This is a genomic window from Kitasatospora sp. NPDC092286 (genome assembly GCF_044755565.1).
GTDB lineage: Bacteria > Actinomycetota > Actinomycetes > Streptomycetales > Streptomycetaceae > Kitasatospora.
Genome location: NZ_JBIVRD010000009.1, coordinates 166,039 through 181,437, shown reverse-complemented (window position 1 = coordinate 181,437; position 15,399 = coordinate 166,039). Strand labels below are relative to the sequence as shown.

At 72.6% G+C, this 15,399-nt stretch carries 15 protein-coding genes; 5 read left to right on the top strand and 10 right to left on the bottom strand.

Features of this window, described 5'->3' with window-relative positions:
- Nucleotides 1-12: 12 nt before the first annotated feature.
- Nucleotides 13-279, bottom strand: coding sequence for a protealysin inhibitor emfourin (locus ACIQIB_RS11975; RefSeq protein ID WP_363607231.1), 267 nt, complete (start codon nucleotides 277-279; stop codon nucleotides 13-15).
- Between the two features lie 79 nt (nucleotides 280-358).
- Nucleotides 359-1,378 carry a M4 family metallopeptidase gene (locus ACIQIB_RS11970; protein ID WP_400757734.1) on the bottom strand — a complete coding sequence of 340 codons (1,020 nt, stop codon included), beginning with the start codon at nucleotides 1,376-1,378 and terminating at the stop codon, nucleotides 359-361.
- 327 nt (nucleotides 1,379-1,705) lie between these two features.
- Between ACIQIB_RS11970 and leuA the strand changes: the two genes are divergently transcribed.
- The 4 genes from leuA to ACIQIB_RS11950 all read left to right on the top strand — a co-directional run bounded on the left by leuA (nucleotide 1,706) and on the right by ACIQIB_RS11950 (nucleotide 6,291).
- On the top strand, nucleotides 1,706-3,502 hold the full coding sequence (gene leuA / locus ACIQIB_RS11965) for a 2-isopropylmalate synthase (RefSeq protein ID WP_363607228.1): 1,797 nt from the start codon (nucleotides 1,706-1,708) through the stop codon (nucleotides 3,500-3,502).
- A gap of 251 nt (nucleotides 3,503-3,753) precedes the next feature.
- Nucleotides 3,754-4,446 (top strand): TerB family tellurite resistance protein, encoded by a 693-nt coding sequence (locus ACIQIB_RS11960; RefSeq protein ID WP_363607226.1) that lies wholly within the window; start codon nucleotides 3,754-3,756, stop codon nucleotides 4,444-4,446.
- 221 nt (nucleotides 4,447-4,667) lie between these two features.
- Nucleotides 4,668-5,414: a DNA repair protein RecO gene (recO, locus tag ACIQIB_RS11955; protein ID WP_400652018.1), complete on the top strand. Its 747-nt coding sequence runs from the start codon at nucleotides 4,668-4,670 to the stop codon at nucleotides 5,412-5,414.
- A gap of 4 nt (nucleotides 5,415-5,418) precedes the next feature.
- A complete protein-coding gene (locus ACIQIB_RS11950; protein ID WP_363607223.1) occupies nucleotides 5,419-6,291 on the top strand; it encodes an isoprenyl transferase in 873 nt (290 codons plus the stop codon).
- 58 nt (nucleotides 6,292-6,349) lie between these two features.
- Here the strand turns inward: ACIQIB_RS11950 and ACIQIB_RS11945 are convergent, their stop codons facing one another.
- Genes ACIQIB_RS11945 through ACIQIB_RS11930 form a run of 4 tightly spaced genes read right to left on the bottom strand, consistent with a single transcriptional unit; the run spans nucleotide 6,350 to nucleotide 9,448 of the window.
- On the bottom strand, nucleotides 6,350-6,760 hold the full coding sequence (locus tag ACIQIB_RS11945) for a Fur family transcriptional regulator (RefSeq protein WP_363607222.1): 411 nt from the start codon (nucleotides 6,758-6,760) through the stop codon (nucleotides 6,350-6,352).
- A 35-nt stretch (nucleotides 6,761-6,795) separates the two neighbouring features.
- Nucleotides 6,796-7,716, bottom strand: coding sequence for a metal ABC transporter permease (locus ACIQIB_RS11940; RefSeq protein WP_363607220.1), 921 nt, complete (start codon nucleotides 7,714-7,716; stop codon nucleotides 6,796-6,798).
- The gene (locus ACIQIB_RS11935; RefSeq protein WP_400757733.1) at nucleotides 7,713-8,477 is read right to left on the bottom strand and encodes a metal ABC transporter ATP-binding protein; all 765 of its coding nucleotides are present in this window, start codon (nucleotides 8,475-8,477) and stop codon (nucleotides 7,713-7,715) included. The genes ACIQIB_RS11940 and ACIQIB_RS11935 overlap by 4 nt, the downstream gene beginning before the upstream one ends.
- Nucleotides 8,478-8,494: 17 nt before the next feature.
- Nucleotides 8,495-9,448, bottom strand: coding sequence for a metal ABC transporter substrate-binding protein (locus ACIQIB_RS11930; RefSeq protein WP_400757732.1), 954 nt, complete (start codon nucleotides 9,446-9,448; stop codon nucleotides 8,495-8,497).
- Between the two features lie 200 nt (nucleotides 9,449-9,648).
- On the opposite strand from ACIQIB_RS11930, the gene ACIQIB_RS11925 reads away from it, so the two are divergent.
- Nucleotides 9,649-11,031: a glycine--tRNA ligase gene (locus tag ACIQIB_RS11925; RefSeq protein WP_363607215.1), complete on the top strand. Its 1,383-nt coding sequence runs from the start codon at nucleotides 9,649-9,651 to the stop codon at nucleotides 11,029-11,031.
- 78 nt (nucleotides 11,032-11,109) lie between these two features.
- Here the strand turns inward: ACIQIB_RS11925 and ACIQIB_RS11920 are convergent, their stop codons facing one another.
- The 4 genes from ACIQIB_RS11920 to ACIQIB_RS11905 form a co-directional block, all read right to left on the bottom strand.
- Entirely contained in the window at nucleotides 11,110-12,408 is a 1,299-nt protein-coding gene (locus tag ACIQIB_RS11920; protein WP_400757731.1) for a hypothetical protein, read from the bottom strand.
- A 67-nt stretch (nucleotides 12,409-12,475) separates the two neighbouring features.
- Complete coding sequence (locus ACIQIB_RS11915) at nucleotides 12,476-13,630, bottom strand: hypothetical protein (RefSeq protein WP_400757730.1); 1,155 nt, start codon at nucleotides 13,628-13,630, stop codon at nucleotides 12,476-12,478.
- On the bottom strand, nucleotides 13,627-14,205 hold the full coding sequence (locus ACIQIB_RS11910; RefSeq protein ID WP_363607210.1) for an NADAR family protein: 579 nt from the start codon (nucleotides 14,203-14,205) through the stop codon (nucleotides 13,627-13,629). Before ACIQIB_RS11910 ends, ACIQIB_RS11915 begins: the two co-directional genes overlap by 4 nt.
- A gap of 338 nt (nucleotides 14,206-14,543) precedes the next feature.
- Nucleotides 14,544-15,399: ALF repeat-containing protein (locus ACIQIB_RS11905; protein WP_400757729.1), on the bottom strand; the 856-nt coding region annotated here is incomplete at its 5' end.

The window sequence follows — 15,399 nt, the reverse complement described above, 5'->3', positions numbered from 1 at the left end:
GCCGCGCCGGTGCTACGCGCCCTCGCGCAGCACCAGCGAGACCAGCTCGCGTTGCGACTCGGTGAGTTTCGGGTCGGCGCAGTGCACCGTCCGGCCGTCGACGGTGATCTCGTAGTGGAAGCCGTCCGGCACCCCGTACGAGGGCGACCGCAGCCCGCCCGCGACGGCCTCGCGGGCGAGCGCGTGGACGTGCGGGGCGTCCGTACGCTCGGTGGTGTCGAGCTCCGCGCGGCGGACGTGTCCCGCGAAGCCGCCGGTCCGGGTCACCTGGATACGCATGGTGTCCATGGTGCTACGCAGGGATGGCGTTTGCCGGGCTTTTCCCGGACCGTGACCTTAGGGAGAACCTAAGCGCGGCTCAACCCGTGCTGATGCCGACCTGCGCCCAGGCCGCCGTCACGGTGTCGGCCACCGAGTGGTCGGGATAACGGCTCGCGGCGGCCGCGACGGTGGCCCGGGCGAAGGTGGCGAAGTCGGCGTCGGCGGGCAGGTGCCCGCCGGTCAGCGTGTCGTACCAGATCCGCCCGGCGCGCTCCCAGGCCGGGCCGCCGAGGGCGGTGGCGAGCAGGTAGAAGGCGTGGTTGGGGATGCCGGAGTTGATGTGCACGCCGCCGTTGTCCCCGGCGGTGTGGACGTAGTCGCGGAAGTGGGCCGGCTGCGGGTCCTTGCCGAGCCGGGGGTCGTCGTACGCGGTGCCGGGCGCCCTCATCGAGCGCAGCGCCACGCCCTGGACACCGGGCGCGAGCAGCCCGGCGCCGATCAGCCAGTCCGCGGCGGCCGCGTCCTGGTGCAGCGCGTACTGCTTGACCAGCGAGCCGAACACGTCGGAGACGGACTCGTTGAGCGCGCCGGGCTGGTCCTGGTAGTCCAGGCCGGCGGTGAACTGGGTGACACCGTGGGTGAGTTCGTGGCCGATCACGTCGACGCAGGCGGTGAAGTCGCCGAAGATCACGTTGTCGCCGTCGCCGAACACCATCCGGTGCCCGTCCCAGAAGGCGTTGTCGTAGTCCCTGCCGTAGTGCACGGTGGCGTCCAGGCGCAGGCCCCGGTCGTCGATCGAGCGGCGGCCGTAGACGTCGGCGTACAGCGCGAAGGTGGCGCCGAGGCCGTCGTAGGCGTGGTTGACGGACTGGTCGGAGACGGGGCTCTGGCCCTCCCGGCGGACGGTGCGGCCGGGCAGTCGCTCGGCGTGCCCGGCGTCCGCGATCACCCGCTCCAGGCGGGCCGGGCCGGGTTGCGCCGGAAGGGCGGTGAGGCGGGCCGTGCGGTGCACGGCGTCCAGGGCGAGTGAGCGGGCGGCGGGGGCATGACCGTCCTCGGCGAGGCGGTCCAGGACGTACGGCGGCACGATCGCGCAGAGCGGCGCTATACCTGTCATGTGACCAAGGGTGAGGCAATAGTGACGTGTTGTCACCGGTGCGGACGAAAATACCCGCCGTCTCAAGGGGTGGAAAGGTGGGTGGGCTCGCTTCGGGGGCGCGCGGCCCTGGGTTACGCTGGGGAACATCATGCGCAACGGGCTGCTCCTTCTTAGCTGCCGCGTCGAGGGCCTGTAGTCCACTGGGGCCGGCTCCCTCGCCGCGGGGATGTGCTGCGCGTTGAATCGGTCGGCCCGACGAGGGGCCGCGAGCGGCAGCAGGCCGGCCAGTCGGGTGTTCATCCACCCCGACCAGCCCCGCACCACAGGAAGCCGAGAGTCACCTCCATGACCGAGCAGAACTCCACCGCGTCCGTCCCCGCCGCCCGCGCCTTCGCCGGCCGCCCGACCCCGATCACCGCCGCCACCGCGCGCCAGCGGCCGTCGGGCATGCGCCACGGCCGCTACCTGCCGTTCGGCACCGTCGACCTGCCGGACCGCACCTGGCCGTCGAAGGTGATCACCAAGGCGCCGCGCTGGCTCTCCACCGACCTGCGGGACGGCAACCAGGCGCTGATCGACCCGATGTCCCCGGCCCGCAAGCGCAAGATGTTCGACCTGCTGGTCGCGATGGGCTACAAGGAGATCGAGGTCGGCTTCCCGTCCTCCGGCGCCACCGACCACGCCTTCGTCCGCTCGCTGATCGAGGAGGGGGCGATCCCCGAGGACGTCACCATCTCGGTGCTGACGCAGGCCCGCGAGGAACTGATCGAGAAGACCGTCGAGTCGCTGGTCGGCGCCCCCCGGGCGACCGTCCACCTGTACAACGCGACCGCGCCGCTCTTCCGCCGGGTGGTGTTCCGCAACGACAAGGCGGCCACCAGGGCGATCGCCACCGACGGCACCCGGCTGGTGATGGAGTACGCGGAGAAGCTGCTGGGCGACGACACCGTCTTCGGCTACCAGTACTCGCCGGAGATCTTCGTCGACACCGAGCTGGACTTCGCGCTGGAGGTCTGTGAGGCGGTCATGGACGTCTGGCAGCCCGGCGAGGGCCGCGAGATCATCCTGAACCTGCCGGCCACCATCGAGCGGGCCACCCCGAACGTCCAGGCCGACCAGTTCGAGTGGATGTCGCGCAACCTGTCGCGCCGCGAGCACGTCTGCCTGTCGGTGCACCCGCACAACGACCGCGGCACCGCCGTCGCCTCCGCCGAACTGGCCTACATGGCGGGCGCCGACCGCATCGAGGGCTGCCTGTTCGGCCAGGGCGAGCGCACCGGCAACGTCGACCTGGTCACCCTGGGCATGAACCTGTTCTCCCAGGGCGTCGACCCGCAGATCGACTTCTCCGACATCGACGAGGTGCGCCGCACCGCCGAGTACTGCAACCAGATGGAGGTGCACCCGCGCCACCCGTACGCCGGCGACCTGGTGTACACCTCCTTCTCCGGCTCGCACCAGGACGCCATCAAGAAGGGCTTCGACACCCTGGAGGCGGACGCCAGGGCGGCCGGCGTGCCGGTGGAGGAGCACACCTGGGGCGTGCCGTACCTGCCGATCGACCCGAAGGACGTCGGCCGCACCTACGAGGCGGTCATCCGGGTCAACAGCCAGTCCGGCAAGGGCGGGGTGGCGTACGTCCTGAAGAACGACCACAAGCTGGACCTGCCGCGCCGGATGCAGATCGAGTTCTCCCGGATCATCCAGGCCAAGACCGACGCCGAGGGCGGCGAGGTCACCCCGGCCGCGATCTGGGCGGTCTTCCAGGACGAGTACCTGCCGACCACCGACAACCCGTGGGGCCGGATCGCGCTGAGCGGCTCGCGCAGCCTGACCACCGAGGACGGCCGGGACGCGCTGAGCGCCGAGGCACAGGTGGACGGTGCGCCCGTCACCCTGACCGGTACCGGCAACGGCCCGGTCTCCGCCTTCGCCGACGCGCTGGCCCAGATCGGCGTGGACGTACGGGTGCTGGACTACGCCGAGCACGCGCTGAGCGAGGGCGGCGACGCCCAGGCCGCCGCGTACGTCGAGTGCGCCGTGGACGGCAAGGTGCTGTGGGGCGTGGGCATCGACGGCAACACCGTGCTGGCCTCGCTGAAGGCGATGATCAGCGCCGTCAACCGGGCGCAGCGCGGGTAGTTCGTACGAGTGGTAGTCGACGGGCCGTCCTCCGGGGCGGCCCGTCGCCGTCGAGGTCCGGGCTCCGGCGGGCGGTTGTGTCCTGCACCACATTTTTTCGTGACGGAAGCCGTTCGGGGTACTGACACGTGCCGGTAACCATGGCAGCATCGATCCACCGGAAAACCGGGTCGGTGGGACGGCCTCGGTGTCCGGTCGCGTGACCTGCCCATTGTTGAGCAGGCCGCCTGCCATGTCTGGGGAGTGGCGCCGTGACAGGGTTGTGGGGAGTCCGCCCGCGGTGGCGGACCGACGTTCTCGGTGACTTCTTCTGTCCAGGCTGCGGCGGGGACCGCAACTACCGCCGGCAGCACGGCCGGCGGTGGCTGCGGCTGCTGGGTACACCGGTGCTCCCGCTCGGCCCGGTCGTCGGCAGTGTGCAGTGCACCTCCTGCCGTGGCCGGTACGGGGTGGAGAGCCTCGAACAGCCCACCTGCGTCCGGCTCGGCGGGATGCTGCGGGACGCCCAGTACACGATCGCGCTCGCCCTGCTGGCGGCCGGCGGCACCGCGCACCGGGCGGCCCGCGAGGCGGCCTGTGCGGCCGTCCGGGAGGCCGGCTTCGAGGACTGCGGCGAGGCCCAGGTGCTGGCCGCGCTCGCCGCGCTCTCCGGCCTCGGCGGCGAACTCTCCGAGGCCCACGACCTGGGGGCACCGCCCGGCCGGGGGCTGGGGGAGGTCGGCGGCCTGGCCGCGGAACTGCACGCGGTGCTCGAACCGCTCGCCCCGTACCTGGCCCACCAGGGCCGGGAACGGCTGCTGCTGCAGGGCGCGGCGATCGCCCTGGCCGACGGGCGCTACCTGCCGCACGAGCGCGACGCGCTGGCCGCGGTCGGGCGCTGCCTCGACCTGCCGCAGGCGCGCGTCGGGGCGCTGCTGGAGGCGGCCACCCGCGCTCCGTACTAGGGCCCGGCGCCGCCGCACGTGCGGCACCCCGAAGACGAGACCCTCGACACAAGTCACCCTCAGACCCCCACAAACCGGGCCCACCCCCCTCCGGGCCCGCCGTGTCCCGCACCGACCGGTCACCCCCCCCACGACCGCGGTGCGGGCACACGGCTGCCGTCGTTCCTGGGGGACAATGGGGGGATGTCCACACTGTTCGACGGCCGCGGCGAGGCCGTGGCATGAGCCTGTTCCGGGACGACGGCGTGGTGTTGCGGGCCCAGAAGCTCGGCGAGGCCGACCGGATCATCACCCTGCTCACCCGCCAGCACGGCAAGGTGCGCGCGGTGGCGCGCGGGGTGCGCAAGACCAAGTCCAAGTTCGGCGCCCGGCTGGAGCCGTTCTCGCACGTGGACGTCCAGTTCTTCAGCCGGGGGAGTGAGCTGATCGGCCGCGGGTTGCCGCTCTGCACCCAGGTGGAGACGATCGCCCCGTACGGCGGCTCGATCGTCACCGACTACGGCCGCTACACGGCCGGGACGGCCATGCTGGAGACGGCGGAACGGTTCGCCGAGAACGAGGGCGAACCGGCCGTCCAGCAGTATCTGCTGCTGGTCGGGGGGCTGCGGACGCTCGCCGCCGGGCTGCACGAGTCGCACCTGGTGCTGGACGCCTTCCTGCTGCGCTCGCTGGCCGTCAACGGCTACGGCGCGAGCTTCACCGACTGTGCCAAGTGCGGCCTGGACGGCCCGAACCGGTTCTTCTCGCTCCAGGCGGGCGGCGTGCTCTGCGGGGACTGCCGGGTCCCCGGATGTGCCGTACCCTCCCCTGAGACACTGGTACTGCTCGGGGCGCTGTTGTCAGGGGACTGGCAGACGGCCGACACCTGCGAGCCGAGGTACTGGCGGGAGGGCAGCGGCCTGGTCGCGGCCTATCTGCAGTGGCACCTGGAGCGGGGCATCCGCTCGATGAGATACGTGGAGAAGTGAGCACATGGCAGCGCGACGGCTCTTCGGCGGCGGCAAGCAGAGGGACTACCTCCCCCCGACCCCGCATCCCAGTGGAGCCCAGCCCCCCAAGATCCCCGGTGAGCTGGTCCCGGGCCACGTCGCCATCGTGATGGACGGCAACGGCCGCTGGGCCAAGGAGCGCGGGCTGCCGCGCACCGAGGGCCACAAGGTCGGCGAGTCCGTGGTGCTGGACGTGCTCAAGGGCGCGATCGAGCTGGGCGTGAAGAACATCTCGCTGTACGCGTTCTCCACCGAGAACTGGAAGCGCTCGCCCGACGAGGTGAAGTTCCTGATGAACTTCAACCGGGACGTCATCCACCGCCGCCGCGACGAGATGGACGCGATGGGCGTCCGGGTCCGCTGGGCCGGCCGGATGCCCAAGCTGTGGAAGAGCGTCGTCCAGGAGCTCCAGGTCGCCGAGGAGCAGACCAAGGACAACGACGCCGTGACGCTCTACATGTGCGTCAACTACGGCGGCCGGGCCGAGATCGCGGATGCCGCGGCGGCCATCGCGGCCGATGTCGCGGCCGGGAAGCTGGACCCGAAGAAGGTCAACGAGAAGACCCTCGCCAAGTACATGTACCACTCGGACATGCCGGACGTGGACCTCTTCCTGCGCCCCAGCGGCGAGCAGCGCACCTCCAACTTCCTGCTCTGGCAGTCCGCGTACGCCGAGTTCGTGTTCCAGGACGTGCTCTGGCCGGACTTCGACCGCCGCGACCTCTGGCGGGCCTGCGAGCAGTACGCGATGCGCGACCGCCGCTTCGGCGGCGCGCAGCCCAACGAGCTCCCGGCCGACGGAACGGCCGACGAGACGGCCGACGAGACGGCCGCCGGGCTGCCCGCCCAGCGCTGACGCGGTACGCCGAAGGGCCCGTGGGACGTGTCCCACGGGCCCTTCGGCGTGGTGCGGATCAGATCTTCTTGGCGCACTCCGAGCAGGTGCCGAAGATTTCCAGGGTGTGCGCGATGTCGCTGAAACCGTGCTCCGCGGCGACCGAGTTGGCCCAGCGCTCCACGGCCGGCCCCTCGACCTCGACGGTCGCGCCGCACTGCCGGCAGACCAGGTGGTGGTGGTGCCCGCTGCTGCACCGCCGGTAGACCGCCTCGCCGTCCGCGGTGCGCAGCACGTCCACCTCGCCCGCGTCGGCGAGCGACTGGAGGGTGCGGTAGACCGTGGTCAGACCGACCGAGTCACCGCGGTGCTTCAGCATGTCGTGGAGCTCCTGCGCGCTGCGGAAATCCTCGATCTCGTCCAGGGCCGCCGAGACGGCGGCACGCTGCCGGGTCGATCGGGCGCGCGGCGACGGGCCTGCGGTGGTCACCGTGGGTCCTCCTGGGGGTGTGGGCGTCGAACACCTCATTGTGCCAGCCCCGCCCCCCGGTCTGGACTGGTCGCGTCGGACGTACCGGGCCCGGGCAGTTGGACGTCGCAGACCTCCGGTCCGCGGTCGGCGGCGGTCCGGTGCCGGCGGCGGGCGAGCGGGGCGGCGATCACGCTGAACACCGCGAACACCGCGATGGCGAGCAGCACGATGGCTGGACCCGAGGGGACGTCCAGCTGGTAGGAGCCGGTGACGCCGGCCAGGGCGACCACCACGCCGAGCCCGATCGAGGCGGCCTGGGTGGCGGCGAACGAGCGGGTGAGCTGCTGGGCGGCCACCACCGGCACCACCATCAGGGCGCTGACCAGCAGCAGCCCGACCACGCGCATGGCGACGGTGACGGTGACCGCGGCCATCACCGCGAGCAGCAGGTTGAGGAAGCGCACCGGGAGGCCGGTCACCCGCGCGAAGTCCTCGTCCTGGCAGATCGCGAAGAGCTGGCGGCGCAGGCCCACGGTGACGGCGATGACCACGGCGCCGAGCGCCGCGATGGTGGCGAGGTCGGCGGGGGCGACGGTCAGGATGGAGCCCCAGAGGTAGCTCTCCAGGCTGCCGGCGCCGGCCTGGGCGGACATCGAGACCAGCAGCTTGCCGCAGGCCATGCCGCCGTAGAAGAGCATCGCCAGGGCGATGTCGCCGCGCTGGTTGCCGCGCGAGCGGACCAGCTCCATGGTGACGGCGCCGAGCACGCAGACCAGCACGGCCATCCAGACCGGGCTGGTCTGGAAGATGAAGCCGAGGCCGACACCGGTCATCGCGACGTGGCCCATGCCGTCACCCATCAGCGCCTGCCGCCGCTGCACCAGGTAGATGCCGACGGCGGGCGCGGTGACACCGACCAGGACGGCGGCGAGCAGGGCGCGCTGCATGAAGTCGTAGGAGAGCATCTCGGTCATGCGAGCAGCCTCGGCGGGGTGTGGTCGGCGTGCGGGTGGACGTGGTCGTGGCCGGGCAGGGCGTGCAGCCCGGTGTTCGGGACCGGCGGGCCGTCGTGTGCGACGCAGCCGTCGCGCAGCACCACCGCGCGGTCGATCAGCGGCTCCAGCGGCCCGAGTTCGTGCAGGACCAGCAGGACGGCGGCGCCGCGGCCGACCTCGGCGCGCAGCGTCTCGGCGAGCACCTGCTGGCTGGCGGCGTCCACCCCGGCCATCGGCTCGTCCATGATCAGCAGGTCGGGGGTGCCGACCAGGGCGCGGGCGATCAGCACCCGCTGCTGCTGGCCGCCGGAGAGGTCGGCGACGCCGTCGCCGGCCCGGTCCAGCATGCCGACGGCGGTGAGCGCGCGGTCCACCGCCTCGCGGTCCCGGCGGCGGAACGGCAGCAGCCGGTGCTGCGGCAGCCGTCCGGTGGAGACCACCTCGCGCACGGTGGCGGGGACGCCGGAGGCGGCGGTGGTGCGCTGCGGCACGTAGCCGATCCGGTGCCAGGCGCGGAACCTGGCGAACGGGACGCCGAACAGCTCCAGGTCGCCGCGCTCCAGCGGGACGGAGCCGATCACGGTCTTGACGGTGGTGGACTTGCCGGAGCCGTTGGCGCCGAGCAGGGCGACCACCTCGCCGGGCCGCACCGTGAGGTCGATGCCGCGCAGTACGGGCCGGCCGCCGCGCGAGGCGACGGCGTCGCGGAGGCGGACGGCCGGGGGTATCGGGTCGTTCATGGCGTGCTGTCGTCCCGTCAGCCGGTGGTGGTGCCGAGTGCGGCCCGCAGGTTGGCGAGGTTCTGCCGCATCACCGTCAGGTAGTCGTCCTTCGAGGGGTCCTTGACGCCCTCCAGCGGGTCCAGGACGGCGGTCTTGAGTCCGAGGTCCTTCGCCACCGTCTCGGCGAGCTTGGGGCTGACCAGGGTCTCGAAGAAGATCGTGGTGACGCCGTTCTCCCTGGCGGCCTTCTGCACCTCGGCCAGCCGGGCCGGGGTGGGCTCGGACTCCGGGTCCACGCCGTTGATGGCGACCTGGGTGAGGCCGTAGTGCTCGGCGAGGTAGCCGAAGGCGGCGTGGCTGGTGACGAAGGTCCTGGTCTTCGCGTCCTTCAGGCCGTCCTGGAACTCCTGGTCCAGGGTGGTCAGCCTGCCGACCAGCTCGTCGGTGTTCTTCTGGTAGTCGGCCGCGTGCGCCGGGTCGGCCTTGGCGAACTCGGCGCCGACGCTCTTGGCGACCGCCGCGTAGCGGGTCGGGTCGAGCCAGATGTGCGGATCCCCGGCCGGGCCCTCGTGGTGGTGGCCGTCGGCCTCCTCGGTGTCCTCGTCGAGGTGGTGGTCGACCAGCGGGGCGGCGGCGGTGGCGTCGACCACGTGCTTGGCCTTGGACTGGTCGACGGCCTGGTCCACGGTGGGCTGGAGGCCCTTGAGGTAGACGATCGCGTCGGCCTTCTGGACGGCGCCGACCTGCTTGGCGGTGAGCTCCAGGTCGTGCGGCTCGACGCCGGCCGCGGTCAGATCGGTGACCTTGACGTGCTCGCCGCCGATCTGCGCGGCGAGGAACTCCATCGGGTAGAAGGAGGCGACGACATCCAGCTTGCCGTCCGTCCCCTTGGCGCTGCTGCTCCCGCCACAGGCCGTGAGCAGGAGGGCGGCGGAGAGGGCGGTTGCGGTCAGGGCTATGGAGCCGCGGGCATGTCGTCGGATCATCATGACAACCATTCTCATCTTCAGTGGAAATGATTGTCAACTCACTCGGGCGGCGTAGCGCCCGGGCCGCCGGACGCGGCGCGCCGCTGGTCGGGACGGCGATACCGAGTTGAACCCGGTACCCGTTCGGCCGGTAACCTGAGGTATTCGGGTACGCGCAACCAGCCGTGCCCTGACCGTGCCGTCGTACTGAAGAGAGCACTGTGGCCGCCGACAAGATCGAGACGATCGTCAGCCTGAGCAAGCGCCGTGGCTTCGTCTACCCCTGCAGCGAGATCTATGGCGGCACGCGTGCCGCCTGGGACTACGGACCGCTGGGTGTCGAGCTGAAGGAGAACATCAAGCGCCAGTGGTGGCGCGCGATGGTCCAGGCTCGGGAGGACGTCGTCGGACTCGACTCCTCGGTGATCCTCGCCCGTGAGGTCTGGGAGGCATCCGGCCACGTCGCCACCTTCAACGACCCGCTGACCGAGTGCCTCTCCTGCCACAAGCGCCACCGGGCCGACCACCTGGAGGAGAAGTACGAGGCCAAGCACGGCCACCTGCCGGCCAACGGCCTCAAGGACATCAACTGCCCCGACTGCGGCACCAAGGGCTCCTTCACCGAGCCCAAGGAGTTCTCGGGCATGCTGAAGACCCACCTCGGCGTCACCGAGGAGGCCGGCAGCCTGGCGTACCTGCGCCCGGAGACGGCCCAGGGCATCTTCACCAACTTCAAGGCCGTCCAGACCACCTCGCGCAAGAAGCCGCCGTTCGGCATCGCCCAGACCGGCAAGAGCTTCCGCAACGAGATCACCCCCGGCAACTTCATCTTCCGCACCCGCGAGTTCGAGCAGATGGAGATGGAGTTCTTCGTCAAGCCGGGCGAGGACGAGCAGTGGCACGAGTACTGGCTCCAGCAGCGCTGGGACTGGTACGTCGACCTCGGCCTGCGGACCGAGAACATGCGCTTCTTCGAGCACCCGAAGGAGAAGCTCTCCCACTACGCCAAGCGCACGGTGGACATCGAGTACCGCTTCAACTTCGGCGGCCAGGAGTTCTCCGAGCTGGAGGGCCTCGCCAACCGCACCGACTACGACCTGCGGGTGCACAGCGAGGCCTCCGGCCAGGACCTGAAGTACTTCGACCAGGAGTCCGGCGAGCGGTACTTCCCGTACGTCATCGAGCCGGCGGCGGGCCTCAACCGCGCCATGCTGGCCTTCCTGCTCGACGCCTACTTCGAGGACGAGGCGCCGAACGCCAAGGGCGTCCTGGAGAAGCGCGTCGGCATGCGGCTCGACCCGCGGCTGGCCCCGGTCAAGGTGGCCGTGCTGCCGCTGTCGCGCAACGCCGACCTCTCGCCGAAGGCCCGCGGCCTGGCCGCCGACCTGCGCACCGCGTGGAACGTCGAGTTCGACGACGCGGGCGCGATCGGCAAGCGCTACCGCCGCCAGGACGAGATCGGCACGCCGTTCTGCGTCACCGTCGACTTCGACACCCTTGAGGACAACGCGGTGACCGTGCGCGAGCGCGACACCATGTCGCAGGAGCGCGTCTCGCTCGACCAGGTGAAGTCCTACCTGGCCGCCCGCCTGATCGGCTGCTGACGACCGTCGGCTCCGGGAGCCCCCGTTCGCCCTCGGGCGGACGGGGGCTCCCTCGTGCGGCGGCCTGGCCCCGCGGGCTCAGCCGTGGCGGCGGCCCCAGCGGAAGCGCCGCGGTTCGGCGGGGGTGGTGGGCAGACCGGCCGTGCGGAGCGCGGCGAGGGTGGTCCGGTGGCGGTCCACATCGGCGGTCAGGGCGGCCAGCAGCTCGCCGTACAGTTCCGGGCGGCCGTCCAGCGCGGCCGCGAGCCGGACCAGTTCGCCCGGCGGGCGCGCCGCCGCGAGCTCGCGCAGCAGGACGGCGGGCAGGGGGCCGGCCAGCGCGACCGCCAGCGCGGCGAGGTCGGCGGTGGGCCGGCCGGCGGCCTGGCGGAGCAGGGTGCGGGCGTCGGCGGACCGGCCGGACCCCTGCAGCGCGGCGGCCAGCGCGGCGACCTCGGCGGTGGGAGCGGAGCCCCACTCCCAGAGCAGGGTGGCGCCGTCGGCGAGCTGCCCGGCGCGCTCCAGCGCGGCCAGCAGGGCGGGCAGGGCGTCGGCCGGGTAGGACCAGAGGGCGTGGAACAGCTCGGCCGCCTCCTCGGCCAGCCCGGCCTGGCGCAGCTCGGCGAGGGTGCCGACGGCCTGCTCCGGGGTGCCCCGGGCGGCGCCGCGGGCCAGCCGGACGGAGGCGCCGGGCGGGCCGCCCCGGGCGAGCAGCCCGGCCAGCCGGGTGGTGTCGGGCGGGGGCAGCAGGACGGCGGCCTGGGCGACCAGGTCGGCCGACTCCTCGGTGGCGCCCCGGCGGTGCAGGGCGGTGATCCGCTCGGCGAGGGCGGTGAGTTCGGCGGGGGAGCGGCGGCGGGGCGGCTCGGGCGGGGGTGGCGGTGTCGGCGGGATCGGTGCCGATGGTGGCGCTGGTGGTGTGGCGGGAGCGTGCGCGTCGTCGAAGCGCGCCCCCATGGGCTGCCGGGGCATGGGCTGCCGGGGCATGGAGTGCCGGGGGCCGGGGTGTTGCTCCGGTCGCTGCGGGTCTGGTTGCTGCGGGCCGGGCAGCGGGGTGTCGGATTGCCCGGGAACGGGCTGCCCGGGGGCGGGTCGCCTGGGGGCGGGTTGCCGCAGCCGGTCCTCCAGCGCCTGGAGCTGCTCGCTCAGCTCCAGGCAGCGCGCGCCGAGCCCCTCGCGCAACGTCCGGGCCTGGGCGAGCTGCCGCAGCAGCTCCGGGTCCGGGTACTGCCGCTCCGGGACGGCCCGGACCGCCTCGGTCAGCCGCCGTTCGCGCTGACCGGCGTACTGTCTCGCCCGTAGCAACTCGTCCAGTTCGGAGCGGAGTTCGATCGCCTGTTGCTCGTCCTCCCCGTCCTGGGCCGCAGCCGTGGGTTCTGTCGTCCGCCGAATCCGCATGGTCGCCCCGCCTTGTCATCTGGACCCTGACTGGGGGTCATCCTGGCGTCGGTATGCGGCCGCCGCGTTACGGCAGTGCGTCCACTGGTTTGCGACTGGCGTCCAGGAGCGCACAGACGGCGATCGTGACGAGGAGCGCGGCGGTCGCGCCCCGGAGGAGGGCCGCCTCGTAGTAGGGGTCGACCGCCCACCGGACGGCGAGGCCGCCGGCCACCGCCCCGGCCGCGGCGGCGGGCACCAGCCGGAGCAGGACGCGCGGGCCGTGCCGCCGCAGGAGACCGGCCGCCGCACCCAGGAGGACCACGCCCCCGGCGGCCGCGGCGAGTTCCGGGGTGCCGAAGCTCCCGGCGTACCGGATCGCGAGCGCGGGGACGAGGAACAGCGTGAGCCCGTCGCGCAGCGCGTCGCCGACCGCCGTCACAGCCGGTCCGGCCGGGCCCCCGGGCGAACGCCCCGCCGCGTACCCCGTGGCGACCAGCACGGCCAGGGCGAACGCCGCCCCCGGCAGCCGCTCGCCCAGCCGCGCCAGGTTGTAGAGCAGCGCGGTGTCGTACAGGACCAGCATCAGGTGGCCGATGGCCCACAGCTCGACCGTGAAGACGAGCAACCCGCGTGCGGTGACCGGCCGTTCCTCCGCCTTCCCGTCGCGCGCCGCGATCCCGGCGAGGGCGATCGGGGTGACGACCGCCGAGACCGCCCTGAGCGCGATGTCGTCCACCGTGTACGGGTTGCGCAGGTCCCATTCGACCGCGCAGAACGCCACCGTGTACGACGCGGCCGCCAGCGCCGGGAGGGGCGAGCGGGCCACCCTGCGGTACAGCCCCCGGTCCAGTCGGCGCAGCACGGTGAGGAACGCCAGCAGCACCAACGGAAGTTCGAGGAAGGCCTGCACCCGCAGCACGGACGGCGCGAGCAGCTCCGGCGCGGGCGTGTGCGCCGCCAGCCAGTCGATCACCGGGTTGCCGCGCGGTACGGCGAACCACCCCGGCGGCAGATGGCGGGCGACGAACGAGGTGTCCCCGCCGTGCGCCCGCTGGACGTACACGGCGAACAGCACCTGGTTGAGGTAGATCAGGGCGACCACGACGGCCAGCGCCGCCTCCGGCCCGAAGCCCCCACGCCCGGGCCGCCCCTTGCGCCTCAACACCCTTGGTGCGGCGGCCAGTCCCGCGCCGACCGAGACCAGGACCGTGCCGTCCAGCACGGGTGCGATCCCGCTCATCGCGCCAGTCGGGCCCGGGCCTCCATCAGGGCGAAGCCGAGCAGGTTCTCCCCGCGCCACTCCGCCGGCCGCTGCGCCCGCTCGTCGTCCGCCGCGAGCCCGATGCCCCAGACCCGGTCCACCGGGCTGGCCTCCACCAGGACCCGCTTCCGGGTGCTGAGGAGATACGCGCAGAGCGCCTCGTCCTGCCCGAACTTGGCGACGTTGCCCGCCACCACCAGCTCGAACCGCCCGGCCACCCAGGCGGCTTCGTCGAACCCCTTGACCAGCCGCCCCAGCTTCTTCGCCTCGGCGGGCGTGCGGGCGGCCAGGATCCTCGGCACGATCGCCTCGTCCTCGAACATCCGGGCCTTCCCCGCCATCATCCAGTGCTCGGCGGTCGGGTAGGTCACCCCGTCCACGGTGAACCCGCCCGGCCACCACTGACTCAGCGCGCCCGCCCCGACGGACCCGTCCCGTTGTGCCCGATGCCCCCAGAACAGCAGCCACTTCGGCTCGGCGCCGGCCGCGACCAGCGCCGCCAGCTCGGCCCGGCTGCGTGTCCCGGAGGGGTCCCCCATCTCGGTCTTCGTCATATCGTCATCCTGACATGAAGGGTTCTGGAGGCACCAGCGGTTTACCCGGGGCCGTCGGACGCGACGGTCGGGCGGCCGCTGTGGTCGAGGGCGGTATCCCGCACGACCGGTGGCTGACGGCGATTTGATCGATGCCGGCGATCCGACGTCCGCTCATGCACGGTAGGGCGCCGGGCTTGTCCGACCCTGCGCACCTGGTGATCTCGTCGGGCTGCGCCTCGACGGCGTGGCAGCCACCGGGTAGCCGACCGGTCGGACCGGCCGGGCGCCCAAAGCAGGGTGCCCCGGCCGAACGGCCGGGGCACCAGGTCGTGCTGGGAGCGGAGCAGGCGTCGCCGTCAGCTCTCGGCGGAGCGACGACGGCGGGAGGCGGCGACCAGGGCCGCACCCGCGGCGACGGCCGCGGCGGCGCCGCCGGCCTCCCAGCCGAGCCCGTCGTCCACGCCGGTGGCGGCGAGCTGGCCGGACGTCGCGGCCGTGGTGCCGGTGGTGGTGACCGGAGCCGACACCGAGCCCGTGGTGCTCACGACGTTGGCGGCCTGGACGGCCTGGCCGGTCGACTGGTCCTGCCCGGTACCGGTGTTCTGGGTCTGGGCCGGCGGGGTGGGCTTGGCGGCGGCCGCCGCGTTGGCCTCGTCCTCGGCGCGGGCCGTGTACTGGCCCTCCTTGAGGAACTTGAGGATGTCGGCGTAGGTGCCGTCGAGTGCGGCGTTGGCGGCCTTCTTGACGGCGGGGCCGCCGGAGCTCATGAGCTTGCTGACCTCCACGCGGTCGTCGTCCTCGCGCTGCTTCGCCAGTTCGACCTCCAGGAAGTGGCGGAGGTCGGCGGCGGTGCCGTCGAGTGCCTTCTGGGCGGCTTCGCGAACGCCGGGTCCGGACGCCTTGTCGGCGAGGATCCGCTGCACCTCGGCGCGGTCGTCCTCGGCGCGGGCCGTGTACTGGCCCTCCTTGAGGAACTTGAGGATGTCCTCGTAGGTGCCGTTGAGTGCGGCGCGAGCTGCCTTCTGGACGGCGGGGCCGCCGGTGCTGAAGATCTGGGCGACCTTCACCCGGTTGTCGATCTGGCGCTGCTCCGCCAGTTCGACCTCCAGGAAGTGCCGGAGGTCGGCGGCGGTGCCGTCGAGTGCCTTCTGGGCGGCTTCGCGAACGCCGGGTCCGGACGCCTTGTCGGCGAGGATCCGCTGCACCTCGGCG